The organism is Planomonospora antibiotica, assembly GCF_014647955.1.
Lineage (GTDB): Bacteria > Actinomycetota > Actinomycetes > Streptosporangiales > Streptosporangiaceae > Planomonospora > Planomonospora parontospora.
On the sequence record NZ_BMQE01000027.1, the window covers coordinates 1 to 25523 of the forward strand.

Consider the following 25523-nt stretch of genomic DNA (forward strand, 5'->3'; position numbering starts at 1 on the left):
TCTGGCCCCGACTTCCCGATAACCAATGAAGATCGAGTTACACCGTTAACTGGACACACCCTCCGGATGTCGTTCAGGCAGAACCGTCCGAGGTCGTTTCGGGTTTCGTGTGGAGGATCTCGCGGGCCTGGTCCGCGGCGCGGGCGATGCTCTCGGAGACGAAGTCGACGAAGCGGGCGATGTTCTCCAGCCGGGCGGCGGCCGGGGTGCCGGGGCCGAGGACGCCCACGCCCTGGCGGGCGATCTCGCCGAGGTGGGCGGTGGACCGGGCGCTGGCCATCGTGGACTGGTACATGACGTCGTCGTCGACGACGTAGCGTTCGCGGCGGCGTTCGTCACGTTCACGGCGGATGAGGCCCTGGCTGTCGAGGAACGCGACCGCTTTGGAGACGGACGCCGGGCTGACCTGAAGGCGTCCGCCGAGTTCGGCGGCGGTAAGGCTGCCGGTGTCGGTGGTGTAGAGGCTCGCCAGCACCCGGGCCGTCATCGTGGGCAGGCCCGACTGCACGAAGACGGTGGTGAACGTCTCCTCGTACTCGCGTACGGCTTCGGCGTCGCGCCCGTGGGCCTGCGGGGGCGTGCCGGGAGCCGGGGGTACGGTCTTCCTGCGGCGGTGGGCGCGGCGTTCGGTGGCGCGGTGGGCGAGGTCGGCACGGTAGGCGGCAGGGCCGCCGTTGCGCATCACCTCGCGGGTGACCGTCGAGGTCGGACGGTCGAGGCGCCTGGCGATCTCCGCGTAGGCGAGGCCGTCGGCCAGTCCCAGCGCGATCTGCTGGCGTTCCTGCTGGGTGAGTCTGCCGCCCGGCATCGGGAGTCTCCTTCGTGGCCTTCTTCGTGGTCCGTGCTGTCTGCACCATAGCGTTCACTCTCCACCGGTTGCAACGAGAGCGCTTGAGATCATTGCGTTAGATTCAGAACCGTTGCAACATTTTTCAGGCATTCACCTGCGAAAACTACCCTCTCGTGCAACATACATGTTGCCGAAACCGTGAAGGCAACGTAGCTTTTCCCTTGTCGGAAACAAAACGCCGACGGAGAGCACGACACAGACGAAGGAGAACACCATGCACAAGTTCGCCACCCCCACCCCGGTCTCGACGGTCCTGGACATCCCCGCAGGATGCATCCGCCTCATCGCCGCCGACCGGGCCGACACCACGGTCGAGGTCCTGCCCGCCAACGCCTCCAAGAGCCGCGACGTCAAGGCGGCCGAGCAGACCACCGTCGCCTACGACGACGGCGTCCTGCGCATCTGCACCCCCGAACCCGCCAACCAGTTCTTCGGCCCCTCCGGATCCGTCGAGGTGACCGTCCAGCTGCCCGCCGGCTCACACATCGAGGCCAAGGCCGCCAGCGCCGAACTGCGCGGCGTCGGACGGCTCGGCGACGTCTCCTTCACCGGCGCACACGGCACCGTCAAGCTCGACGAGACCGCAAGCGCCCACCTGACCCTCCAGGCCGGCGACGTCTCGGTCGGCCGGCTGGGCGGCCCCGCCCGGATCAGCACCCAAAAGGGCGACCTGCGCATCACCGAGGCCGTGCACGGCACGGTCACGCTGCGCACCGAGCACGGCGACATCTCGGTCGGCGCCGCCCGCGGAACCTCCGCGTGCCTGGACGCCGGCACCGCCTACGGCCGCATCCACAACGCCCTGGCCAACACCGACGGCGCCGCCGCCGGCCTGACCATCCACGCCACCACCGCCTACGGCGACGTCACCGCCCGCAGCCTGTAAGAGCGCCCCGCAGGGCCCGCGCCAAGGGCCTGCCAGGCGCAACGGCCCCATCCCCTCCAGCTGAATCCCGCAACAGTCCTCAAGGAGCGCACCACCATGTCCACCACCCACCCCGTCCAGGCCCGCCCGCAGCTGCACAAGACCATCGAAGAGATGATCGACTCCGGTTTCCTCGGCGTGACGATGCGCGTGCACGACGAACGCGGCGAGTGGACCGCCGGCGCCGGCACGGCCGAGCTGGGCCAGAGCGCCACACCGCCGGTCGACGGGCACGTGCGGATCGGCAGCAACACCAAGACCTTCATCGCCACCGTGGTGCTGCAGCTGGTGGCCGAGGGCAGGCTCGGGCTGGAGGACCCGGTGGACGACCACCTGCCCGGGTTCGGGCTGGACGAGCGGATCACGGTTCGGATGCTGCTGCAGCACACCAGCGGGATCTTCAACTTCACCGGCGACCACGACCCCGACGGCACATTCGTGCCGGGGATCCCCGCCACCCCCTCGGGCAGGGAGTGGGTGGAGGGCCGGTTCACGACCTACCGGCCGGAAGAGCTGGTCCGGCTGGCGCTGTCGAAGCCGGCGCGGTTCGAGCCGGGCACCGGCTGGAGCTATTCCAACACCAACTACGTGCTGGCCCGGCTGCTGATCGAGAAGGTCACCGGCCGGCCGGTCGCCGAGGAGATGCACCGGCTGATCCTGGGCCCGCTCGGCCTGTCGGGCACCGTACAGCCGACCAGCGGGACGGACATCCCCGAGCCGCACGCGCACGCCTACTACCGGTACGAGGAGGACGGGCAGGAGAGGACGGTCGACGTCACCCGGCACGACCCCTCCTGGATCTCCAGCGGCGGTGACATGATCTCGACCACCCGTGATCTGCACACGTTCATCTCCGCGCTGCTGGGCGGCAGGCTGCTGCCGGACGCACTGCTGGCCGAGATGTGCACCCCGCACCCGACGGGCATCCCGAACATGGACTACGGCCTGGGCGTGTTCGTGCTGACCACCGACGGCGGCGCCACCGTCATCACCCACAACGGCGGCATCGCGGGCCACGCGGCGCTGATGTACAGCACGCCCGACGGCAGCAGAACCCTGACCGCCACGCTGAACTACGTCGACGACGCCGATCTGTCGATGGGAGCGGCCTTCCAGCAGGCGGCCCAGCGCCTGGTCGCCGAGGTGTTCGACGCCGGACAGGCCGGGCCGGCAGCAAGCACCACCTGATCACCGACGAATGACCAGCAAAGGATCAAAAGGCCGGATCCCTGAGGTTGGGATCCGGCCTGTGGATTTGCGAAACCGTGTGGGGCTACCAGGACTTGAACCTGGGACCTCTTCCTTATCAGGGAAGCGCTCTAACCGTCTGAGCTATAGCCCCTCGTCGTGCGGAAACCGTATCGCATCCCCGGGAGGAAGGCGAATCCGGCCGCTCGAACAGGGAAAAGCCTACCGTGTTCCGGGACCTGCTCGCGCCACGTCCCCGGACCGGATCCGGGGACGCGGCGCGAGCGGTCACTCGGCTTCGCTGAAGGTCACCTCGACGCCGCCCACCAGATCGGAGGCGACGTTGTAGATGACCGCGCCCAGGGTGGACAGGGCGGTGATGAGCACCACGTTCACCGCGCCGATCAGGGCGGTGTAGCCGAGGATCCGGACCGGCTCGAACCAGGGGGAGATGTCGAAGCTGGTCTCGGAGGCCTTGCCGTCCGGGACGGTGAACTGGTTCACGATCTGGATGATCGAGTCGAAGACGCCGAGCGCGTTCAGCACCATGTACAGCACCGCGACCGCGACGAACAGCACCACGAAGCAGACGAGGGAGACCACGAAGCTGAACTTCATGGCCGACCACGGCTCGATCCTGCGCAGGACCAGGTGCGCCTTGCGGGGCGTCCTGGGCCCGGACGAGTCCGAGGACTTCCTGTTGTCCATCCGCAGCGGGGAGGACGAGCCCGAGGCCTTCCCGTCGACCGCGGTCGCCGTGTTCGCCGTGTTCAGCGAGGACGAGGCGCTGCCCGGCCGGGGAGCCGCACCCGGACCGGGAACGGTGCTCGGGCCGGGGACCGTACCGGCCGGGGAGGACCCGCCGGCCGACGGGCCGTTGGACGCCGGAGCGGCGGGAGTACGCGGCGGAGCCGACTGGGCTCCGGGGGACCAGGACGGGCCGGCCTCGGCGGAGGCCGGGCGGATCCGCACCGTGGAGTCGGCCGGCTTCTCGTCGTCGTTCGCCTTCTTCATGCCGGACCCGCCCTTGGTGGTCTCGTCGGTCGCCGAACCATCGGTCTCCGGCGCGGAGGCACCGCCGTCGGCCGGTGACTCGACCACCTCCACGACATCCGCTTCAGTGGCCTTGTCCATCTTCTCCGTCACCTGCTCGCGTTTCGGTCGGGAAGGCGAGGACGGCCGCGGACCCGAACTGGCCTGAGCGCTCACCGGCTACTCCCCTTCCCCGTTTTCCTCGGTCTCCAACGCCTCGGCTCCGGCCTCCAGCGCCTCGGCGTTGCGGGCGAGAGCCACGACGCTGTCCCCCTCGCTGAGATTCATCAGCCGCACCCCCATGGTCTGGCGGCCCGACTGCTTGATCTCCCCGGCGCTGGTACGGATGACCCCGCCGGCCGACGTGATCGCGAAGACCTCGTCCTCGGCCCGCACCATCACCGCGCCGACAAGCCTGCCACGAGCGCTGACGATCTTCGCGGTCAGCACGCCCTTGCCGCCTCGTCCCTGCACAGGGTACTGATCCGCCGGAGTGCGCTTGGCGTAGCCGCCCTCGGTGGCCACCAGGACGTCGTCGCCGTCGGCCATCCGGTTCATCGCGAGGAGCTCGTCGCCGTCGAGGAAGCGCATGCCGATCACACCGCTCGTCGCCCGCCCCATCGGCCGCAGCGCCTCGTCGGAGGCGGTGAAGCGGATGGACTGGGCGTTGCGGGAGACCAGCAGGAGGTCGTCCTCCTCCGACACCAGCCGCGCTGCGATCACCTCGTCATCTTCGCGCAGATTGATGGCGATGAGGCCACCGGTGCGCGGCGAGTCGTATTCGGCCAGGCGTGTCTTCTTCACCAGGCCGCTCCGGGTGGCCAGCACGAGGTACGGCGCGACGTTGTAGTCGCGCATCGCCAGGACCTCCATGACGATCTCGTCCGGCTGCATGGCCAGCAGGTTCGCCAGGTGCTGGCCGCGGGCGTCCCGGCCGGCGTCGGGCAGTTCGTACGCCTTGACCCGGTAGACGCGGCCCTTGTTCGTGAAGAACAGCAGCCAGTGGTGCGTCGTGGTGACGAAGAAGTGGTCGACGATGTCGTCCTGGCGGAGCTGCGCGCCGCGCACGCCCTTGCCGCCGCGCTTCTGCGCCCGGTAGAGGTCGGTGTTGGTGCGCTTGGCGTAGCCGCCCCGGGTGATCGTGACGACCATGTCCTCCTCGGCGAGGAGGTCCTCGATCGACATGTCCGCCTCGTAGGCGATGATCTCCGTCTTGCGCTCGTCGCCGTACTTCGCGGTGATCTCGGAGAGCTCGTCGAAGACGATCGTGCGCTGCCGCTCGGGCGAGGCGAGGATGGCCTGGTAGTCGGTGATCTGCGTCATCAGCGAGTCGTACTCGTCGATGATCTGCTGCCGCTCCAGGGCGGCCAGCTTGCGCAGCTGCATGTCGAGGATGGCCTGCGCCTGGACCTGGTCGATCTCCAGCAGGCTCATCAGGCCGCCCTGCGCCTCGGACGCCGAGGGCGACCGGCGGATCAGCGCGATGACCTCGTCCATCCGGTCGAGCGCCTTGAGCAGCGCGCTCAGGATGTGGGCCCGCTCCTCGGCCTTGCGCAGCAGGTAGCGCGTCCGGCGGACGACGACCTCGATCTGGTGGTCGATGTAGTGGCGGACGAACTGGTCGATCCTGAGCGTGCGCGGCACCCCGTCCACCAGCGCCAGCATGTTGGCGCCGAAGGTGGTCTGCAGCTGGGTGTGCTTGTAGAGGTTGTTCAGCACGACCTTGGCGACCGCGTCGCGCTTGAGCACGATCACCAGGCGCTGCCCGACCCGGGAGGAGCTCTCGTCGCGGACGTCGGCGATGCCGCTGATCCGGCCGTCCTTCACCGACTCGGCGATCGACAGCGCCAGGTTGTCCGGGTTGACCATGTAGGGCAGCTCGGTGATGACCAGGCACTGCCGGCCCTTGGCGTCCTCCTCGACCTCGACGATCGCCCGCATGGTGATCGAACCGCGGCCGGTCCGGTAGGCGTCGTCGATGCCGCGGCGGCCGACGATGAGCGCCCCGGTCGGGAAATCGGGCCCCTTGACCCGCTCGATCAGCGCCTCGAGCAGCTCCTCGTCGCCCGCCTCGGGGTGCTGCAGGGCCCACTTGACGCCCTCGGCCACCTCGCGCAGGTTGTGCGGCGGGATGTTGGTCGCCATGCCGACAGCGATGCCGGCCGACCCGTTGACCAGCAGGTTCGGGAACCGCGACGGCAGGACCAGCGGCTCCTGCGAGCGCCCGTCGTAGTTGGGCTGGAAGTCGACGGTGTCCTTGTCGATGTCACGGATCATCTCCATGGCGATCGGCGCGAGCTTGCACTCGGTGTACCGCATGGCGGCCGGCATGTCGTTGCCCGGCGATCCGAAGTTGCCCTGGCCGTCGACCAGGGTGTAGCGCAGCGCCCAGGGCTGTGCCAGCCGTACGACGGTCCCGTAGATCGAGGAGTCGCCGTGCGGGTGGTAGGAGCCCATCACGTCGCCGACGACGCGGGAGCACTTGAAGTAGCCGCGGTCGGGCCGGTAGCCGCCGTCGTACATCGCGTAGAGCACGCGGCGGTGGACCGGCTTGAGTCCGTCGCGGACGTCGGGCAGCGCGCGGGACACGATGACGGACATCGCGTAGTCCATGTAGCTGCGCTGCATCTCCGACTGGATGTCGACCGGCTCGATGCGTTCCGCGGGCGCGGGCGGGATGTTCACGTCCGTCACGGGTGGTGGATCCTTTTCGGGAGTCGGAGAGGGTCGGTACGGCTGCCGCTACACATCGAGGAAGCGCACGTCCCGCGCGTTCCTGATGATGAAGGAGCGGCGGGCCTCGACGTCCTCTCCCATGAGGACGCTGAACAGCTCGTCGGCCTGGGCCGCGTCGTCCAGGGTGACCTGGCGCAGGAGCCGGGTCTCGGGGTTCATCGTGGTCTCCCAGAGCTGGGAGGCGTTCATCTCGCCCAGGCCCTTGAAGCGCTGGATGCCGTCGTGCGCGCGCGGGTCGCGCTTGCCCCGGGCGATGCCGTCGCTGATGATCGCGTCGCGCTCCGCGTCGGAGTAGGCGTAGGAGGCGTCCTCGCCCCGGCGGTCCCACTTGATCTTGTAGAGCGGGGGCTGGGAGAGGTAGACGTGGCCGGCCTCGATCAGCGGGCGCATGAAGCGGAACAGCAGCGTGAGCAGGAGCGTGTTGATGTGCTGGCCGTCGACGTCGGCGTCGGCCATCAGGATGAGCTTGTGGTAGCGGAGCTTGGCGATGTCGAACTCGTCGTGCACGCCGGTGCCCATCGCGGTGATCAGCGCCTGGACCTCGGTGTTCTTGAGCACCTTGTCGATGCGGGCCTTCTCCACGTTCAGGATCTTGCCGCGGATGGGCAGGATGGCCTGGAACTTGGAGTCGCGGCCGCCCTTGGCGGAACCGCCCGCCGAGTCGCCCTCGACGATGAACAGCTCGCACTTCTCCGGGTCGCTCCACTGGCAGTCGGCCAGCTTGCCGGGCAGGCCGGAGCCGGACTCCAGCAGCGACTTGCGCCGGGTGAGGTCGCGGGCCTGGCGGGCGGCGATGCGGGCGCGCGCGGCCTGCAGGGACTTGTTGATGACGTCCTTGGCCTCGCCGGGGTTGCGCTCGAACCAGTCGCGCAGGTGGTCGTTGCAGGCCTTCTGGACGAACGACTTGGCCTCGGTGTTGCCCAGCTTGGTCTTGGTCTGGCCCTCGAACTGCGGGTCGGCCAGCTTCACCGAGATGATCGCGGTGAGGCCCTCGCGGATGTCCTCACCGGACAGGTTGTCGTCCTTGCCCTCCTTGAGGAACTTCTGCTCGCGCGCGTAGCGGTTGACGATCGACGTCAGCGCCGCGCGGAAGCCCTCCTCGTGGGTGCCGCCCTCGGCCGTGTTGATCGTGTTGGCGAAGGTGTAGACCGACTCGCTGTAGGAGTTGTTCCACTGCATGGCGATCTCGACCGAGATGCCGTCGCCGTGCTCCTCGAAGTCGATCACCGAGACGTGGGCGGGCTCCTTCTTGGCGTTGAGGTGCCTGACGAAGTCGGACAGACCGCCCTCGTAGAAGTAGACGACCTCGGTGGGCTCTTCCTCGATCATGTGGTCGGGCCGCTCGTCCCGCAGGGAGATCGTCAGGCCCTTGTTCAGGAAGGCCATCTCCTGGAAGCGGCGCGAGAGCGTCTCGAAGTTCCACGTGGTGGTCTCGAAGATGGTCTCGTCGGCCCAGAAGGTGATGGAGGTGCCGGTCTCGGCCGTCTCCTCGCCCTTCACCAGCGGGCCGGTGGGCCGGGTGTCGGCGTAGCTCTGCCGCCAGTAGTGGCCGTCGCGGCGGATCTCCACCTCCAGGCGGGTGGACAGGGCGTTCACCACGGAGACGCCCACGCCGTGCAGGCCGCCGGAGACCGCGTAGGACTTGCTGTCGAACTTGCCGCCCGCGTGCAGCACGGTCAGCACGACCTCGACCGCGGGCCGCTTCTCGACGGGGTGCAGGCCGACGGGGATGCCGCGGCCGTTGTCGACGACCCTGACGCCGTTGTCGGCCAGGAGCGTGACCTCGATCCGGTCGGCGTGCCCGGCCAGGGCCTCGTCGACGGAGTTGTCCACCACCTCGTAGACGAGGTGGTGGAGACCACGCTCGCCGGTCGATCCGATGTACATGCCCGGGCGTTTGCGGACGGCCTCGAGCCCTTCGAGAACGGTGATTGAGCTAGCGTCGTAGGACAAGTGTGAAATCCTCCTGCCGAGGACACGCGGCGCGGGCGCATTCAGCCCCACCGTGCCCGTCACCGTCGTGAATGCCCCGATGCGCTCACCCGAGGGAGTCGGCTTTCATGCCGGGGTGACACGCAAACGGACGTGTCCGGAATCCTGTTTCATTCTAGCGGCTCGGAACACATCGTGCGGCATTGACGGGCCCTGAAAGCCTCCCAGACGAGTCGATCATCGTTTCAAGCATCCCCCTACCGGGGCGGAAGTCGTCGCGCCAGAGGGCCGCTGATCCGTTTGAGCCCGGCCGAGCAGGGGATGGAGGCCTGATCCGGGTCTCCGGCCGGCACCCGCGCGGCGCCGGCCCCGTCGACCGCGGCGGCGGCCGGAGATTCGGCCGGCGCGGGGATCCCGGCCGAAAACCCGTCCGCGAGCGCCCCGCCGCCGGTCACCCGTAGGTGTCGCCCGGACCCCGGCTCCCGGTCACCCGCAGGCCCCCGCTGCGCGGCGGGCCGTTCTGCGGCCCCTGCACGTTGATCCGCTGTACGGTCCCGTCCCCGAGCTCCTCGTTCAGCCGCCTGACCACCTGACCGGCCAGCCAGCGCACCTGGGAGGCCCAGGCGGTGGAGTCGGCGACCACCAGGACCTCGCCGTCGGCGAAGCTCTTCGGCGTGGTGTGCGCGGCCATCTCCGGACCGACGATCTCGTGCCAGCGCCCGAAGACGCCGCCGACCGCCGCCGGCGCCTGCCAGCCCCGGTCGGCGAGCAGGTCGGCGATGGCCCGCCCGAAGAGCTGCGGGTCCCCCGACTCCCGGCGCGCTCCCGCCGCCTTCTTCCGGGGCTCGCGCGGCAGCTGCCCGCGCTTGGCCGCGTCGGCCTTCGCCTGGGCCAGCTTCTCCCTGGCCAGCGCCGCGCCCCTGGCGGCCGCGCTCTTGGCGGTGCCCCCGGCGGGACCGGGTACGGCCCCCGGCACCGGGGCTCCTGTACCTGCGGCGGGTCCCGTCCCCGGCTCCGGCGTCTGCTCAGCGGACACGGGCCACGCGCCCCTCCGCCACGTCGAACCGGGCCCCGGCCAGCTCCGCGGGGACGTCGTCGGGGACCGCGGCGGTGATCAGCACCTGCTCGGCGGGCGCGACGAGCTCGGCCAGCCGCCGGCGGCGCTGCGCGTCCAGCTCGGCGAAGACGTCGTCGAGGATCAGCACCGGGTCGCCGCCGTCGGCCCGGAGCAGGTCGTAGGCGGCCAGCCGGAGCGCCAGGGCGAACGACCAGGACTCGCCGTGGCTGGCGTAACCGCGCGCGGGCAGCTCCCCCAGTCCGAGGAACACGTCGTCGCGGTGCGGCCCGACGAGGGTGACCCCGCGCTCCAGCTCGGCGGCGCGGACCTCCAGCAGGCCGGCCCGGAGCCCCTCCTCCAGCGCGGCCCGGTCGGGTGCGCCCGCGTCCGCAGACCCCGCAGACCCCGCGGCTCCCGCGGCGTCCACAGCCCCCGCAACCCCTGTGGGCGCGGCGCCCGCGGCGTCCACAGATCCCGCGGCAGATCCTGTGGATTCTGTGGACAGGCTGCTGCGGTACGCCAGATCCACCGGCGCGGAACCGGGTGCCAGCGAGGCGTAGGCGGCGGCCGCCAGCGGGCGCAGCGCCTCGACCAGCTCCAGCCGCGCCGCCAGCAGCTCGGCGCCGTGCCTGGCCAGGTGGGCGTCCCAGACCTCCAGCGTGCTCAGCACGTCACCGGCCCCGGCCGCCGCGAACGCGGCCTCGCTCTCGGCCCGCCGGCCGCTCCGCGCGGAGCTCCGCCCACCGCGCCTGGCCTGAGCGGCGGTGCGCAGCAGGGCTCCGCGCTGCTTGAGCACCCGGTCGTAGTCGGCGCGGACCCCGGCGAGCCTGGGGGTCCTGGCCACCAGCAGGTCGTCCAGGAACCGGCGGCGTTCGGCGGGATCGCCCTTGACCAGGGCCAGGTCCTCCGGGGCGAACAGCACCGTGCGCAGCAGGCCGATGACGTCGCGCGGGCGGGAGACGGGGGAGCGGTTCAGCCTGGCCCGGTTGGCCCTGCCGGGGTTGATCTCCAGCTCGACCAGCGCCCGCCGGTCGTCGCGCACGACCACCGACCGCACGACGGCCCGCGCCGCCCCCTGCCGGACCAGCGGCCCGTCGGTGGCGACCCGGTGGCTCGACTGCGTGGCCACGTAGCCCAGCGCCTCGACCAGGTTGGTCTTGCCCTGCCCGTTCGGCCCCACGAAGGCCGTGGCACCCGGCTCCAGGGCGAGTTCCACGGCGTCGTAGGACCGGAAGTCGGTCAGCGAGAGGTGGGCTACGTGCACGCCGTTACGTTAGTGCCTTCCCGTTCCTGCGGTGGCTGCAGGAGCCGGGCCGCACCGAAGGGGCATGGGCGGCGCAGGCGGCGGGCCGGGGAGGCGCGACGGCGCCGGATCCACAGGCTGTGGACGGACGCGGAGCCGGGCCGCCGCCGCGCCGTACCCGTCCACGTACCCGTCCACGTGCCCGTCCACGGCCTGTGGACGCGGGGAGGGCTCAGCCCTGGGCCTCGACCGGGGGGACGACGTCGGCGCCGGGGGCGTCGGCGCCCTTGGCGACCTCGCCCTCCTTGGCGGTGACGGCGTGCCCGCCGAACTGGTTGCGCAGCGCAGCGACCATCTTCATGGCGGGGGAGTCGTCCTGGCGCGAGGCGAACCGGGCGTACAGCGCGGCGGTGATGACGGGCAGCGGGACCGCGTGGTCCACCGCCGCCTGGACCGTCCACCGGCCCTCGCCGGAGTCCTGGGCGTAACCGCGCAGGCCCGACAGGTCGGAGTCCTCGTCCAGCGCGCGGACCAGCAGGTCGAGCAGCCACGAGCGGATGACCGTGCCCTGCCGCCAGCTCCTGAAGGCGCCCGGCACGTCCGTGACGATGTCGGCGGCCTCCAGCAGCTCCCAGCCCTCGGCGAAGGCCTGCATCATGCCGTACTCGATGCCGTTGTGGACCATCTTGGCGAAGTGGCCGGCGCCGACCCGGCCCGCGTGGACGAACCCGTCCTCGCCCTCGGGCTTGAGGGTCTCGAAGACCGGCCGGAGCCGCTGGATGTCCGCCTCGGTGCCGCCGACCATCAGCGCGTAGCCGTTCTCCAGGCCCCATACGCCGCCGCTCACGCCGCAGTCGACGAAGCCGATCCCGCGGGCCGCCAGTTCGGCGCCGTGCTTCTGGTCGTCCACGTAGTGCGAGTTGCCCCCGTCGACGACGACGTCCCCGGCCGACAGCAGCTTGCCGAGCTCCTCGATGGTCGCCTGGGTGGGCGCCCCCGCCGGGACCATGACCCACACCGCGCGCGGCGCCTGCAGCCGGTCCACCAGTTCCTGCAGGCTCCCGACGTCGCTGACGCCGGGGTCCCGGTCGTAACCGACGACCTCGTGACCGCCGCGGCGCAGCCGCTCGGCCATGTTGCCGCCCATCTTGCCCAGTCCGATCATGCCGATCTGCATGTGCCGTCCCCTTCAGGCTTGCCCAAACCGTCCGTACCGCTGTGCACTACGAGCATCCCCTTCCCGGGATCTCATCATCCACCCGGGTCCGGGGCGGGCTCACGCGGGCGGCACCGGACCCGTGGCCGCCACGGGCGGGCCGTACCGGACCCGTGGCCACCGCGGCGGCGCGGGCGGGCCGTACCGGTGCGCGCGGCGCTGAGCGGCTCTCCGCCCGCCCCGCGCCCCGTCGGCCGCCTTCCACCCGCCCCAGGGGCCCCACGGGCCTCAGCGGCGGTCTGGGCGGCCTCCCGGGGCGCTCCGGGGCCCGGGAGGCATCCGTGCGGGCGCGCGGTCGTCGGGACGGCGCGCCCGCACGGATGCGGCGGGCCGCGCCCCGTCAGCTGGAGAGGCGGATCGGCATGATCAGGTAGCGGTAGGCGGTGGCGCCGTCGTCGTCCACAGGCTTGCCCGGGGTGAGGATGGCGGGCTTGGTGGAGGTGGTCATCTGCAGCCGGGCCACGTCGGAGTCGATCGCGTGCAGGCCCTCCAGCAGGAACTGGTGGTTGAAGGCGATGTTGATGTCGTCCCCCTCGAAGTCCACCGGCAGGACCTCCACCGCCTGCGCCTCGTCCCCGCTGCCCGCCTCCAGCACGACCTCTCCGCCGCGGAAGGCCATCCGGACCGGGGTGTTGCGCTCGGCGACCAGCGCCACGCGCTTGACCGCCTCGACGAACGAGGCCGTGGACAGGTCCGCGCGGGCGGAGAACTCGGTCGGCAGCAGCGAGCGGTACTTGGGGAACTCCGGGTCGAGCAGGCGGGTGGTGGTGCGACGCCCGGCGCTGGAGAAGCCGATCATGCCCTCCCCGGTGCCGCCGACGGAGCTCATCGCGATCTCGACCTGGGCGCCGGTCGACCCCAGGGCCTTGGCGGTGTCGGCGAGGGTCTTGCCGGGGATCATCGCGATCGCCGAGATGTCGGCCTGCTCCGGCTGCCACTTCAGCTCGCGCACGGCCAGGCGGTAGCGGTCGGTGGCGGCGAGGGTGACGGTGTCGCCCTCGATCTCCACCCGCACGCCGGTCAGCATCGGCAGCGTGTCGTCCTTGCCCGCCGCCACCGCGACCTGGCCGACGGCGGAGGCGAACACGTCGCTGCCGACGCGTCCGGCGGCCGGGGGCATGGCCGGCAGGGAGGGGTAGTCCTCCACAGGCATGGTGAGAAGTGTGAACCGGGCGCTGCCGCAGGTGACGACGGCCTTGGCCCCCTCCACCACGAAATCCACAGGCTGTGCGGGGAGGGCGCGGGTGATCTCGGCGAGGAGCCTGCCGGAGACGAGGACCACCCCGGCCTCGCCCGTCTGCAGTTCGAGGGTCACCTCGGCGGAGACCTCGTAGTCGAAGCCGGAGAGCTTCAGCTGACCGCCCTCCGTGACCTCGAGGCGCATGCCGGCCAGCACCGGCACGGAGGGACGCGCCGGAAGGCTGCGTGCCGTCCATGCGACCGCCTCTGCGAGCACGTCTCGGTCGACCCGGAACATCACGTGGATCTGCCTCCTGTGTATCGAGCGCTGTCCGCTCGGTGCCTTGGGGTTCAAGTGTTCACTGTGGCGCGCCTGCGCTCCCCCGGAACCCCTCTATGGGTCTTGAGTTTTCTTATTGAGAGATAGGAGAGGTCATCACAGTAGGGGGTGTGGAAACTGTGGACGGACCTCGTTTTCGCAGCTCACACCCTGTTTTTTCATCCACCGGGGGTGTGGGCGGAGCCTGTGGGAAACCGGCCCGCCTGTGGACGGCCGAACTCTACCCACAGGCCGTCCCCAGGTGAGGGGGTCTCCATCCACCGGTAAACGAGGGTTATCCACGAGGTTTCCCCAGGTTTTCCACGGGGTAGGAGACCGATTTGTCCTTGGGGATAACTCTGCACACAGGGCGTCCACAAGTTGTCCACGGGTTGTCAACAAGTTGTCCCCAGGTTCTCCCCAGAGTTGTCCCCAGGCAGGGAATAAGGCGAGAGCGGCTCATCATCGGGTCAGCCGTCCGAATTTTTCGGATTGACCGGGTTGTCCCTGGCCGCGGCGCTGATCCACAAGGTTTTCCACAGGCTGTGCATCGTCTGTGGGGGAATCGTTCACCCATTGCGGGACTGCTGCTTGATCCTCGTGGTGAGCTCGTTGACCTGGTTGTAGATCGAGCGCCGCTCCGCCATGAGCGAGCGGATCTTCCGGTCGGCGTGCATGACCGTGGTGTGGTCGCGGCCGCCGAACTGCTGACCGATCTTCGGCAGCGACATGTCGGTGAGCTCCCGGCACAGGTACATCGCGATCTGCCGGGCGGTCACCAGGACCCGCGAGCGCGAGCCGCCGCACAGGTCGTCGATCGACAGGCCGAAGTAGGTGGCGGTCGAGGCCATGATCGTGGCGATCGTGATCTCGGAGTCGGCGTCCTCGGTGATCAGGTCCTTGAGCACGACCTCGGTGAGCTGCAGGTCCACCGACTGCCGGTTGAGGCTGGCGAACGCGGTCACCCGGATCAGCGCGCCCTCCAGCTCGCGGATGTTGGTGGAGATGCGGCTGGCGATGTACTCCAGCACCTCGGGCGGGGCGGCCAGCCCCTCCTGGATCGCCTTCTTGCGCAGGATCGCGATGCGGGTCTCCAGCTCCGGCGGCTGCACGTCGGTGATCAGGCCCCACTCGAACCGGTTGCGGAGCCGGTCCTCCAGGGTGATCAGCTGCTTGGGCGCCCGGTCGCTGGAGATGACGATCTGCTTGTTGGCGTTGTGCAGGGTGTTGAAGGTGTGGAAGAACTCCTCCTGCGTCTGCTCCTTGCCCTCCAGGAACTGGATGTCGTCCACCAGCAGGATGTCCACGGCCCGGTAGCGGCCGCGGAAGTTGTCGGCCTTGTGGTCGCGGATGGAGTTGATGAAGTCGTTGGTGAACTCCTCCGAGCTGACGTATCTCACCCGCGCGCCGTCGTAGAGGCTCTGCGCGTAGTGGCCGATCGCGTGCAGCAGGTGGGTCTTGCCCAGGCCGGAGTCGCCGTAGATGAACAAGGGGTTGTACGCCTTGGCCGGGGCCTCGGCCACCGCGACCGCGGCGGCGTGCGCGAAGCGGTTGCTGGAGCCGATGACGAAGGTCTCGAAGGTGTACTTCGGGTTCAGCCGCGCGGGCTCCCCCGGGGTGCGGCCGCCGCGGGAGTCCCACCTGTTCTGGGCGGGCGCCGGCACGGGCGCCGGACGCTCGAAGGCGCCGGGCTCGGCGCGGGGCGGCGCCGGCTGCGGGGGATAACCCCGCCCGCCGTACCCCTGGCCCTGGTCCTGCTCCGCCGGGGGAGGCGCGGGCGCGGGCGGAGCAGGGCGGTACGGCTGCGCGTTCTCCTCCCGCTGGGGATAGTCGCCCTCACCCTGCGGATAGGGGAAGGAGAAGCCCTGGCCCTGCGGCCGGGGCTGTGGATAGTCGGTGGACGGAGGCGCGGCCGGGCGCGCCGCGGGATAAGGGTGCTGCTGGGCGGAACCCCCGTGGTGCTGCGGGTTCCCGCCCTGTGCATAACCCGGCTGCGGCCCGTTGCCCTGGGGATAACCCGCCCCGGAGTCCTGGGGATAGGCCTCCCGGGGCCGTGAGGGACCGCTCCCGGGGCGCCCGGCGCTTCCGGTGCTCCCGGTCCCGGGCCCCGGACCGGCGTTCGCGCTCGCGGCGGGGTCCACCATGACCGCGAAACGCATCGGGCGGCCCATCTCCTGGGAGAGCGCCTGGGTGACCAGGGGGCGGAGCTTGTTCTCCAGCACGTCCCGGGCGAAGTCGGTGGGCGCGGCGAGCACCACGGTGTCGTTCATGAGCCCGAAGGGCACGGTCTGACCGAGCCACGCGCGGTGGATGGGCGGGACGTCCTCATGGAGGGAACTCGCCAGCACCCGTGCCCACACCGCGCCGAGTTCCATCTCGTCCATGGCCCGGCTCCCCTCCTTCGACGCGGCCCCCCGCGAGCACACCGCGAATCCGCTCTTCGTCCACACCGATGGCCGCCGAGCGCCTCGGATCTCCCGTTGTCCACAAGCTGTCCACACGCCGGCGGCCGTGCGGCCCGTCGCGGTCGCGTCTCGAAATCCACATGGAATCCACAGTGGATCCACAAGCCGTGCACAACCCCGCACAGACGGCAAGGCCGTGTTCTACAGCGGGAAGAAGGTCCGGAGGGGCCGACAGTAGTCCGTGTCCACAGGGTGTTCAAGACGTTGTCCACAGCCTAGTGGCTGTGCAGGGGAGGCTGGGTGCACATCCTGTGGATAAAGAAACGCCGGTGGAAAAGAAGCCTATGGAACTGTGGACAACCGGCTCGGCGAAGGCGCCCGGTTTGACCTGGGACGCATCCTCCCCGTAACGTACGACGGTCGGCTTGCCACGCGGCGGCTATTTCGCATGCCCCGCATCCGGCAGGCCAGCCATGTCGAACATCCCCATGTGCTGGGGATGCGCCTCAAGCCTGGAGCCCACTCGTGAGCAAGCGTACTTTCCAGCCGAACAACCGCCGTCGCGCGAAGACCCACGGCTTCCGGCTGCGCATGCGCACCCGTGCCGGTCGCGCGATCCTGGCCGCCCGTCGCCGCAAGGGCCGCGCCGAGCTCTCCGCCTGACGCGCGTCCGCCGTGCCCGGTCCGCCGGGCCGGGCAGTGAGCGTCCTGTCGCCCGCCGACCGTGAGGTTAGGCGGGCGACAGCCGTACCTGCCCAGGGTTGAGAAGGTCCTCTCGTGCTGCCGTCCAGGTCCCGCATGCGCCGGGGCGAGGAGTTCAACAGCGCGGTCAGGAAGGGCGGCCGCTCGGGCCGTCCCACGCTGGTCGCGCATCTCGGCATGCGTGCTCCAGACCGGCGGGCCGGTGAGCCGCCCCTGGTGGGGTTCGTGGTGAGCCGCGCCGTCGGCGGCGCGGTCGTCCGCAACCGGGTCAAGCGCCGGCTGAGACACCTCATGCGCGACCGGCTCGACCGCCTCCCGCGAGGTAGCCTGCTGGTTGTACGCGCCAATCCACCGGCCGCGTCCGCGCGGAGCGAGCGCCTAGCCGCCGAACTCGACGTCGCGCTCGATCGTTTGCTCAGGCGGCGAGAGTCCTCCACGACTCGCATGGAGGGATGACGATGACGGCGCAGCAGACCGCCGGGGCCTCCCCGGCCGCCCGGATCCTGATGGCTCCGATCCGGTTCTACCGGACCTTCGTGAGCCCGCTGCTGGGTCCCCGCTGCCGTTTCCACCCCTCGTGCAGCGCCTACGGCCTCGAGGCGATAGCCGTTCACGGCGCGTTGCGCGGCACATGGTTGACGATCCGGAGGATCGGGCGTTGCCACCCATTCCATCCCGGAGGTTTAGACCCGGTGCCCCCACGCCCGGTCCGGTCCCACGAAACGCAAGGGAGCTAGCTCGGTGGAGCTGTCCTGGCTCAACTGGCTGTACACAGCCGTCGCCCAAGTCATCACCTGGATTCACCAGGGCTACAGCACCTTCATCCCGAAGGACAGCGGGCTCAACTGGGCGCTGACCATCATCACGCTGACCGTGCTGATGCGGCTGCTGATCTTCCCGCTCTTCCTCAAGCAGATGCGCTCGTCGAAGAAGATGCAGGAGCTCGCGCCGAAGGTGCAGGAGCTGCGCAAGCGCTACAAGAACGACAAGCAGCGCATGAACCAGGAGGTCATGGCGCTGTACCAGGGAGCGGGGGCCAACCCGCTCGGCGGCTGCCTGCCGATCGTGGCGCAGTTCCCGATCTTCATCTCGATGTTCACCGTGCTGCAGGCCATGGCGGCCGGCCAGCCGAAGTTCGGCATGACGCAGGAACTGGTGAACGACGCCCGGGCGGCGCACATCTTCGGCGCCCCGCTCCCCGCCACCTTCTGGTGGGACTCTTCGGACGTCGTCGCCCTGGGCGCCGAGCCGGTGGTCACCAAGGTGGTGCTCGCGATCTTCGTGGCGATCAGCTCGCTGACCACCTTCCTCACCGTCCGGCAGAGCGTGACCCGTTCGATCGCGCAGATGCCGGACAACCCCATGGCGCAGCAGCAGAAGATCCTGATGTACATCTCGCCGCTGTTCGCGATCTTCTCGCTCAGCTTCCCCCTCGGTCTGATCCTCTACTGGGTCACCACCAACCTGTGGACGCTCGGCCAGCAGCACTGGTACTACAGCCGGCACCCCATGCCGGTGCTCGACGCCAAGGGGAACATCGTGACGCCCGCCCCCAAGCCGGGCCTGCTGAGCAAGGTGCGCAAGACCGCACCCGAGCCCGAGGCCCCGCCCGCGCCGCCGGCCCCCAAGGTCACCCGCCAGCAGCCGACCCGCCAGCCCCGCAGCAAGCGGACGGGCGGTAAGAAGTAGTCCCGGCAGATGGCGTGGATCCCCGCAGGGGATGATCCACGACGCTCCCCGACCCATCCCGACAGCACGAAGGAGTGGCTGGACGTGACTGAGGCCCAGCAGGAGACCGCGGCCAAGGCGGCTCCCGATCTCGCAGCCCTGGAGCAGGAGGGCGAGATCGCGGCCGACTATCTCGAAGGGCTGCTCGACATCGCCGACATCGACGGTGACATCGACATGGACGTCGAGGGCGACCGCGCCGTGGTCTCCGTCGTGGACGTCAAGGGCGGCGACCTGGTGGGTCCCAACGGCGAGGTCCTGGAGGCGCTGCAGGAGCTCACCCGGCTGGCGGTCCACCGGCAGACGGGGGAGCGCTCGCGACTGATGCTCGACATCGGCGGCTACCGCGACCGCCGCCGGGCCGAGCTCCGCGAACTCGGCACCAAGATCGCCGGAGACGTCAAGCGCTCCGGCGAGCCCAAGTCCCTGCAGCCGATGACGCCGTTCGAGCGCAAGATCGTGCACGACGCCGTGGCCGCCGCGGGCCTGCGCAGCGAGTCCGAGGGCGAGGAGCCCCGCCGCTTCGTGGTGGTGCTCCCCGCCTGACCGCCCCGGCGGGCGGACGATCGGCCGCCGTCCCTGGCACGCCACACGCCAGGGACGGCGGCCTTTTTCGTCCCTCTTGCCGGCACGGCGGACCCGTCCAGACGTCGGCTAACGTTGGTTCGCATAGCGCATGTCGGCAACGGCTCACACCCTCGGGGGTGGCCCGCTGATTCTGAGGAGAGAGTGATCATCCAGTGAGCGACCAGTTGCCCGAACCGCCCGAGGTGGCACGTGAGGTGTTCACCGGTGAGGCCTGGTCCCGAGCGGAGGCGTTCGCGGAGCTGCTGGCCGGTCCCGGGGTGGTGCGCGGACTGCTCGGTCCCCGCGAGGTGCCCAGGATCTGGGACCGCCACCTGCTCAACTGCGCGGTCGTCGCCGAGGCCGTCCCCGAGGACGTGCGGCTGGTGGACATCGGCTCAGGCGCCGGCCTACCCGGACTCGTGCTCGCCATCGTCCGGCCCGACATCTCGGTCACGCTCCTCGAACCGCTCCTGCGCCGGACGGTCTTCCTCCAGGAGTGCGTCGATTCACTGAAGCTGGAGAACGTCGAGGTGCTGCGCGGCCGGGCCGAGGAGTTCGCCGGCAAGCGCGAGTTCGACGTGGCCTCCGCGCGGGCGGTGGCGCCGCTCGACCGGCTGCTGTCCTGGGCGCTGCCGCTGCTCCGCGAGGGGGGAGAGCTGCTCGCGATGAAGGGGGAGCGCGCGGCGGAGGAACTCGCCGAGGCCGAGGCGCAATTGCGATCCAGCGGAGTGCTGACCGCCGAGCTTGTATCTGTCGGGCACGGTAAGGTCGAGCCGCATGCAACTCTCATCCGGGTGGTCGCCGGTCGGGCCCCCGAGAGAGCCCGGCAGGCCTCTCGCCGAAAGGATCGTGCTCCGCGCCCGAAACGAGCGCGAGGTCAGTGACGGACCGAAAAGCGATGCAAGGCCAAGGAGATCCGGTGAGTCGAACGCTCCCCGGCGCGAGCGCCGGGTTCTCCCCGCTGGACGATCGCGGACGTGTGATCACCAGTACGGCGGGCGGTCTCGGCTGGCCGGAGACCTCCCTCTCTTCTCCGCTCGGCAGTCCCTCCGGCCTGGGATGGCCGGCCTCGGCTCCTCCCGCCGCGGTCCGGCCGGTGGAAAGGAAGACGACCGTGACCCCCAATCCCCTTAATCCCGGCGAATCGCCGCTGGTACGAGAGGCACTCAGCTCAGTGGTTTCACGTGAAACATCGCCCCAGCACACCACGGTCGCTTCCGGCAGCTCCTCGGCGACCCGGGACGGCGACTGGCCCAGGCCGCCCAAGACCCGGATCTTCACCGTCGCGAACCAGAAGGGCGGTGTGGGAAAGACCACCACGTCGGTCAACCTGGCGGCGGCGCTCTCCATGCACGGTCAGCGCGTCCTGGTGGTGGACCTCGACCCGCAGGGCAACGCCTCGACGGCCCTGGCCATCGAGCACCGCGGCGACGTGCCGGACATGTACAAGGTCCTGGTGGAGGACATGCCGCTCATCGAGGTGGTGAAGGAGGTCCCGGACATGCCCGGCCTCTACTGCGCCCCCGCCACCATCGACCTCGCGGGCGCGGAGATCGAGCTGGTCTCCATGGTGGCCCGCGAGGCCCGGCTGCAGCGGGCGCTGGCGGCCTACGACGCCATCGAGTTCGACTACATCCTCATCGACTGCCCTCCCTCCCTCGGCCTGCTGACCGTCAACGCGCTGATGGCCGCGAACGAGCTGCTGATCCCGATCCAGTGCGAGTACTACGCGCTGGAGGGCCTGGGCCAGTTGCTCCGGAACGTGGAGCTGGTCCGTGCCCACCTGAACCCCACACTCGACCTGTCCACCATCCTCATGACGATGTACGACGGCCGTACCCGGCTCGCCTCGCAGGTCGCGGAGGAGGTACGGTCCCACTTCGGCGACACGGTGCTGAGCACGCTGATCCCGCGGAGCGTACGTGTCTCCGAGGCGCCCAGCTACGGGCAGTCGGTGATGACCTACGACCCGGGCTCCAGCGGTGCGATGGCCTACATGGACGCCGCCCGCGAGATCGCCTACCGCGGCGCGGCCGTGTGAGCGGCGGGAGGAGCCTCGGCGGTGCCGCCGCGGATACTACTGAGGGCGAGACCTTGAGCCTTGGGGAGGGGCAGTGAGTAAGCAGCCGAGAGGGCTGGGCAAAGGGCTGGGGGCACTGATCCCCACGGCCCCCCCGCCCACGGAGCCCAGCACGACCGGCGCGATCGCGACCATGGTGGCTCCGGAGCCGGCCCTTCAGGAGCAGAGCCTCAAGCCGGTCGCCGGCGCCTACTTCCTCGAGGTCCCGGTCGGGGACATCGTGCCGAATCCCCGGCAGCCCCGGGAGATCTTCGATGACGAGGCGCTCAAGGAACTGGCCGCCTCGATCAAGGAGGTCGGTCTTCTCCAGCCCATCGTGGTCCGGAGAGCGGGGGACGACCGGTACGAACTCATCATGGGGGAGCGTCGCTGGCGGGCCTCCACGATGGCCGGCCTGGAGCTGATTCCGGCGATCGTGCGGGACACCCAGGAAGACAAGCTCCTCCTGGACGCGCTGATCGAGAACCTTCAGCGCGAGCAGCTCAACGCGCTGGAAGAGGCGGCCGCCTATCGTCAGCTCCTGGACGACTTCGGCGCCACCCACGAACAGCTCGCCACCCGCATCGGCCGTTCCCGCTCGCACGTGACGAACACCATCCGGCTTCTCAACCTCCCGCCCCGGGTCCAGAACCGGGTGGCGGCGGGCACGATCAGCGCCGGTCACGCCCGGGCCCTGCTGAGCTTGGACGATCCGGCCGCACAGGAACACCTCGCAGACCGCATCGTGGCCGAGCTCCTCTCGGTCCGCGCTGTCGAGGAGATCGTGGCGATGGGGGACGCATCGGCGGCTTCCGCTCCCGCGCCTCGCGCTCCGCGGGCCAAACCGGAGGAGGACCCCTCGCTCCGCCGCCTGGCGGACAGACTCTCGGACCACTTCGAAACCCGGGTGAAGGTGGACTTCGGTCGCCGCAAGGGCCGCATCGTGGTGGAGTTCGCGACCATCGACGACCTGGAGCGCATCATCGCGACGATGGCTCCGGGATCGGTAGAACTGCCGGAGGAGTAGCCCTCTTCCTCATCAGGGTCCCGATGTGTTTCACGTGAAACACAGCGGGACCTTTCCTTTGGTCCGGCTCCGTTTCGTGTGGTGATTTCTCAACGAGTGTCGGTGGGGCGGCTCCAGGGCTGCGTGGAGGTCGGTGGCGGGTGCGGGTTTCGGTGGTTCGGCCGGATCCCTTGCCCGTGCGGTGGCGGGTGCGGGGGCGCACGGGGGCGGGCCGGTGGTCCTGGCGGCCGTCGCAGTTGATGTCCGGTGGGTTCCGGCCTCCGGCCTGGTTCGGGCGCGCGGGGTTCGGGCTTTTATACGCCGCCAGGACCACCGGCCCGCCCCCGTGCCTTGCTGCTGCGCCGTACTCATGCGGGCCGTAGGGTCTCGCTCTCCGGCCGCCTGGTGTTCCCACCGACGCTGAAGCGATCCGTTCGGGACCGTTCAGGGCGTGGCCGCCGTAGCTGAAGCCACCCTGGCGGAAAGGAGCTCAGGGCTGAGCACCGCAGAGTTTCATCCATACGTGCTCATCGGTGCTTCCTGCCATCTGGGATGCCCTGTAAGCGGTCATGAGGAACTCCTGGTCGGCGGACACCGTGTTCCCGGTAGATGGCCACGTGCCTCCAGGTAGGCGGCCATGAAAAATCCTGGTGGGCGGACCACAATCCCGCTCAACGAAGGGCTGAACGGCGTCCTGCTGATGGTGCCCCTGGATGTCGAGCTCGCCGCCGCCGTTCACCTCCCGGTGCGCCGCAGGGGTGCCCCGATGCCGTGGGGCCGACGAAGGAGGCCCTGCGGCGCCGATCGCCCCCAGCCATCGCCCTGCGCCGGCCACTCCGAGGCGATCGTGAGGCCCCGGCCGCTCCGAGGCCTTGCCTCAAGGATGGCCTCTCCGATGTCCGCAGGACCAGGAAGTACATGGCCGTGTACCTGGAGAAGTGCTGTCCGCGGAACAGGATGTCCATGGCCGTGTACCCGGAGTTTCTCATGTCCGTTCACAATGCCCCTCTGTGGTGGGTTATACAAAACTCAGGAGACGGGTGATACATCGGCTCGGAGGAGCTGGGCCGTTCCGCCCCCCGCCCTTCAGGGAGCAGGTTGGTCTGTCCCCGTCGTTCACAGTTCACCATCACGATCAGGTGAGGGCACTCCGGATCAGGACCGCGTCCTGGTCGAGAAGCTCACGCGAGCGCTTCTTCCAGTCAGCGGTGACCACAACGCCGTCCCCCGGATAGCGTGGCACCACGTGCAGGTGGAGGTGGAAGACATCTTGCCCTGCGGCCTCCCCGTCGGCCAATGACAGCCGTACCCCGTCGCAGCGAAGCCCTGATGCCCGTAACGCAGCCGACATGTGCCTTGCCGCCCGCCAGATCGCCGTACCGACCGCGTCATCGGCGTGGGCCAGCCCGGCTATGTGCATGCGCGGGATCACCAGCACGTGGCCGATCGTGGCAGGCTTGTGATCCAGTATGGCCACCACGTTGTCGTCGTCATAGACGATGCCGGCCTCGGCTCGTCCTGCGACGATCTCGCAGAAGATGCAGGCTTCCATGCGGGCCATGATCTCGCTTGTGTCATCTCTGCCGCACGCGGGTTCCTCATGACACCTGCTCGGAACCGTGCGTCCGCCGGTCGACTTTCTGGTGGCGGCTCGCAGCCGACCCGTCTTCCGGCAGAGCAAGGTGTGCAACGGCGCGCCCCTACCCCGCTGGGAGGCGGGCGGTCTCTGCATGGGCCGGCTCCGCATGGCGGCCCCGTCAAGGCCCCTGCGGTGCTCAGCCCTGAGCTCCTTTCCGCCAGGGTGGCTTCAGCTACGGCGGCCACGCCCTGAACGGTCCCGGACGGATCGCTTCAGCGTCGGTGGGAACACCAGGCGGCCGGAGAGCGAGACGCTACGGCCCGCATGAGTACGGCGCAGCAGCAAGGCACGGGGGCGGGCCGGTGGTCCTGGCGGCGTATAAAAGCCCGAACCCCGCGCGCCCGAACCAGGCCGGAGGCCGGAACCCACCGGACATCAACTGCGACGGCCGCCAGGACCACCGGCCCGCCCCCGTGCGCCCCCGCACCCGCCACCGCACCGGCAAAGGACCCGGCCGAACCACCGAAACCCGCACCCGCCACCGACCACCGCACGGACCCGGCCCAGCGGCATGTGCCGGGAAACCACCACACGAACGGAGCCGGACCCGGCCGAACACCGGTCGCAGTGTTTCACGTGAAACGTACGGGCCGGTGAACGCCGTCCCGTGTGGGATGCCCGAGAGGCGGTCGATGTTTCACGTGAAACACGCGGGTCGGCGGCGCTTCAGGAACCGGCCTGGATGACGGCGCGGATGTCCTTGACGAAGGTGTCGATGTGTTCGGGCGTGGTGTCGAAGGCGGCCATCCAGCGGACCACGTTCTCCGAAGCGTCCCACGTGTGGAAGAGATAGCGCTGCTGAAGCTCGGCGATCGCCTTCTCCGGAAGGGCAGGGAAGACGGCGTTGGACTGAACCGGGTAGCGGAGGGAGACGCCGGGAAGGTCGGTGACGCCGTCGGCGAGCCGATGGGCCATCGCGTTGGCGTGGGCGGCGTTCTCCCGCCAGAGGTCGTCGGTGAGGAGCGCGGTCAGCTGGGCGGAGACGAAACGCATCTTCGAGGCGAGCTGCATCCCCTGCTTGCGGAGGAACAGCGCCGGTGCGTCCAGCTCGGGGCGGAGGACGACGAGGGCCTCGGCACCCAGGGCCCCGTTCTTGGTACCGCCGAAACTGAGCAGGTCCACTCCCGCGTCGGTGGTCAGGGCGCGCAGCGGACAGTCGAGCTCGGCTGCGGCGTTGGCCAGACGGGCGCCGTCCATGTGCAGGAAGAGACCGTTGGAGTGGGCGAACTCCGCGAGCTCGGAGATCTCGTCGGCGGTGTAGACCGTGCCGCACTCGGTCACCTGGGAGATGGAGACGACGCGCGGCTGGGCGTACTGGGTGTTCCCGACGACGGAGAGGTGTTCGCGGACGTCGTCGGCGGTGATCTTGCCGTCGTCCGTCGGGAGGGGGATGAGCTTGGCGCCGAGGATCCGTTCGGCGGCGCCGCACTCGTGGGTGTTGATGTGCGCCGTGGCCGGGCAGAGCACGGAGTCGTAGGAACGCAGCGCCAGGCCCAGCCCCACGACGTTGGCCCCGGTGCCGTTGAACATCGCGTACGCCCGCGCCCGCGCACCGAACTGGCTCCGGAAGGCGTCTTCCATCGCCTGGGTCCAGGGATCGGCGCCGTAGGCGGGAGCGTCTCCGGTGTTGGCTTCCGCGACGGCCGCGAGCACCTTGGGATGCACGCCCGCGTGGTTGTCGCTGGCGAAGCTCTTGGGAAAGAGAGTGGAGGTCAGCACAGTGCCAGCGTATGGGAGCCG

Annotated in this window: 21 protein-coding genes and 1 tRNA gene; 10 read left to right on the forward strand and 12 right to left on the reverse strand. The window is 69.8% G+C overall.

The window, feature by feature from the left end; translation table 11 throughout:
* Positions 1–73: 73 nt before the first annotated feature.
* Positions 74–808 (reverse strand): GbsR/MarR family transcriptional regulator, encoded by a 735-nt coding sequence (locus tag IEZ06_RS22795; RefSeq protein ID WP_189238734.1) that lies wholly within the window; start codon positions 806–808, stop codon positions 74–76.
* A 256-nt stretch (positions 809–1064) separates the two neighbouring features.
* On the opposite strand from IEZ06_RS22795, the gene IEZ06_RS22800 reads away from it, so the two are divergent.
* Together IEZ06_RS22800 and IEZ06_RS22805 are read left to right on the forward strand one after the other, a co-directional pair.
* Positions 1065–1736 carry a DUF4097 family beta strand repeat-containing protein gene (locus IEZ06_RS22800; protein WP_189238735.1) on the forward strand — a complete coding sequence of 224 codons (672 nt, stop codon included), beginning with the start codon at positions 1065–1067 and terminating at the stop codon, positions 1734–1736.
* A gap of 96 nt (positions 1737–1832) precedes the next feature.
* Positions 1833–2963, forward strand: coding sequence for a serine hydrolase domain-containing protein (locus IEZ06_RS22805; RefSeq protein ID WP_189238736.1), 1131 nt, complete (start codon positions 1833–1835; stop codon positions 2961–2963).
* Positions 2964–3043: 80 nt separating this feature from the next.
* On the opposite strand, the gene IEZ06_RS22810 is transcribed toward IEZ06_RS22805, so the two are convergent.
* The 9 genes from IEZ06_RS22810 to dnaA form a co-directional block, all read right to left on the reverse strand.
* A tRNA-Ile gene (locus IEZ06_RS22810) sits at positions 3044–3117 on the reverse strand.
* A 134-nt stretch (positions 3118–3251) separates the two neighbouring features.
* Positions 3252–3977: a DUF3566 domain-containing protein gene (locus IEZ06_RS36530; protein ID WP_444544042.1), complete on the reverse strand. Its 726-nt coding sequence runs from the start codon at positions 3975–3977 to the stop codon at positions 3252–3254.
* Positions 3978–4175: 198 nt separating this feature from the next.
* The gene (gyrA, locus tag IEZ06_RS22820; RefSeq protein WP_189238737.1) at positions 4176–6689 is read right to left on the reverse strand and encodes a DNA gyrase subunit A; all 2514 of its coding nucleotides are present in this window, start codon (positions 6687–6689) and stop codon (positions 4176–4178) included.
* 48 nt (positions 6690–6737) lie between these two features.
* Positions 6738–8684 (reverse strand): DNA topoisomerase (ATP-hydrolyzing) subunit B, encoded by a 1947-nt coding sequence (gene gyrB, locus IEZ06_RS22825; protein WP_189238738.1) that lies wholly within the window; start codon positions 8682–8684, stop codon positions 6738–6740.
* A 430-nt stretch (positions 8685–9114) separates the two neighbouring features.
* Positions 9115–9639, reverse strand: coding sequence for a DciA family protein (locus IEZ06_RS22830; RefSeq protein ID WP_307811692.1), 525 nt, complete (start codon positions 9637–9639; stop codon positions 9115–9117).
* 49 nt (positions 9640–9688) lie between these two features.
* Positions 9689–10984, reverse strand: coding sequence for a DNA replication/repair protein RecF (recF, locus tag IEZ06_RS22835; protein WP_189238739.1), 1296 nt, complete (start codon positions 10982–10984; stop codon positions 9689–9691).
* Between the two features lie 211 nt (positions 10985–11195).
* Complete coding sequence (gnd, locus tag IEZ06_RS22840; protein ID WP_189238740.1) at positions 11196–12140, reverse strand: phosphogluconate dehydrogenase (NAD(+)-dependent, decarboxylating); 945 nt, start codon at positions 12138–12140, stop codon at positions 11196–11198.
* 379 nt (positions 12141–12519) lie between these two features.
* A complete protein-coding gene (gene dnaN, locus IEZ06_RS22845; RefSeq protein WP_189238741.1) occupies positions 12520–13659 on the reverse strand; it encodes a DNA polymerase III subunit beta in 1140 nt (379 codons plus the stop codon).
* Positions 13660–14246: 587 nt separating this feature from the next.
* A complete protein-coding gene (gene dnaA, locus IEZ06_RS22850; RefSeq protein WP_189238742.1) occupies positions 14247–16061 on the reverse strand; it encodes a chromosomal replication initiator protein DnaA in 1815 nt (604 codons plus the stop codon).
* A gap of 546 nt (positions 16062–16607) precedes the next feature.
* Between dnaA and rpmH the strand changes: the two genes are divergently transcribed.
* From rpmH to IEZ06_RS22890, 8 genes are all read left to right on the forward strand, one after another.
* Positions 16608–16745, forward strand: coding sequence for a 50S ribosomal protein L34 (gene rpmH, locus IEZ06_RS22855; protein WP_010849920.1), 138 nt, complete (start codon positions 16608–16610; stop codon positions 16743–16745).
* A 114-nt stretch (positions 16746–16859) separates the two neighbouring features.
* The gene (gene rnpA / locus IEZ06_RS22860; RefSeq protein ID WP_189238743.1) at positions 16860–17240 is read left to right on the forward strand and encodes a ribonuclease P protein component; all 381 of its coding nucleotides are present in this window, start codon (positions 16860–16862) and stop codon (positions 17238–17240) included.
* A 50-nt stretch (positions 17241–17290) separates the two neighbouring features.
* Complete coding sequence (gene yidD / locus IEZ06_RS22865; RefSeq protein ID WP_444544043.1) at positions 17291–17521, forward strand: membrane protein insertion efficiency factor YidD; 231 nt, start codon at positions 17291–17293, stop codon at positions 17519–17521.
* Positions 17522–17525: 4 nt separating this feature from the next.
* Complete coding sequence (gene yidC, locus IEZ06_RS22870; protein WP_189238745.1) at positions 17526–18473, forward strand: membrane protein insertase YidC; 948 nt, start codon at positions 17526–17528, stop codon at positions 18471–18473.
* 84 nt (positions 18474–18557) lie between these two features.
* Positions 18558–19058: a Jag family protein gene (locus IEZ06_RS22875; protein WP_189238746.1), complete on the forward strand. Its 501-nt coding sequence runs from the start codon at positions 18558–18560 to the stop codon at positions 19056–19058.
* 194 nt (positions 19059–19252) lie between these two features.
* Positions 19253–19963 carry a 16S rRNA (guanine(527)-N(7))-methyltransferase RsmG gene (rsmG, locus tag IEZ06_RS22880; protein WP_084008700.1) on the forward strand — a complete coding sequence of 237 codons (711 nt, stop codon included), beginning with the start codon at positions 19253–19255 and terminating at the stop codon, positions 19961–19963.
* 290 nt (positions 19964–20253) lie between these two features.
* Positions 20254–21120, forward strand: a complete 867-nt coding sequence (locus tag IEZ06_RS22885; protein WP_373293910.1) for a ParA family protein — start codon at positions 20254–20256, stop codon at positions 21118–21120.
* A 73-nt stretch (positions 21121–21193) separates the two neighbouring features.
* Positions 21194–22165 (forward strand): ParB/RepB/Spo0J family partition protein, encoded by a 972-nt coding sequence (locus tag IEZ06_RS22890; protein WP_189238747.1) that lies wholly within the window; start codon positions 21194–21196, stop codon positions 22163–22165.
* Positions 22166–23279: 1114 nt separating this feature from the next.
* On the opposite strand, the gene IEZ06_RS22895 is transcribed toward IEZ06_RS22890, so the two are convergent.
* Complete coding sequence (locus IEZ06_RS22895; RefSeq protein WP_189238748.1) at positions 23280–23696, reverse strand: HIT family protein; 417 nt, start codon at positions 23694–23696, stop codon at positions 23280–23282.
* Between the two features lie 753 nt (positions 23697–24449).
* A complete protein-coding gene (locus IEZ06_RS22900) occupies positions 24450–25502 on the reverse strand; it encodes a threonine aldolase family protein (RefSeq protein WP_189238749.1) in 1053 nt (350 codons plus the stop codon).
* Between the last annotated feature and the right edge of the window lie 21 nt (positions 25503–25523).

Coding starts and splice junctions, on each gene's coding strand:
- gnd (WP_189238740.1), bottom strand. CDS start 12,140: ATGCAGATCGGCATGATCGGACTGGGCAAGATGGGCGGCAACATGGCC.
- IEZ06_RS22895 (WP_189238748.1), bottom strand. CDS start 23,696: ATGGAAGCCTGCATCTTCTGCGAGATCGTCGCAGGACGAGCCGAGGCC.
- IEZ06_RS22795 (WP_189238734.1), bottom strand. CDS start 808: ATGCCGGGCGGCAGACTCACCCAGCAGGAACGCCAGCAGATCGCGCTG.
- IEZ06_RS36530 (WP_444544042.1), bottom strand. CDS start 3,977: ATGAAGAAGGCGAACGACGACGAGAAGCCGGCCGACTCCACGGTGCGG.
- IEZ06_RS22800 (WP_189238735.1), top strand. CDS start 1,065: ATGCACAAGTTCGCCACCCCCACCCCGGTCTCGACGGTCCTGGACATC.
- IEZ06_RS22805 (WP_189238736.1), top strand. CDS start 1,833: ATGTCCACCACCCACCCCGTCCAGGCCCGCCCGCAGCTGCACAAGACC.
- dnaA (WP_189238742.1), bottom strand. CDS start 16,061: ATGGACGAGATGGAACTCGGCGCGGTGTGGGCACGGGTGCTGGCGAGT.
- yidD (WP_444544043.1), top strand. CDS start 17,291: ATGGCTCCGATCCGGTTCTACCGGACCTTCGTGAGCCCGCTGCTGGGT.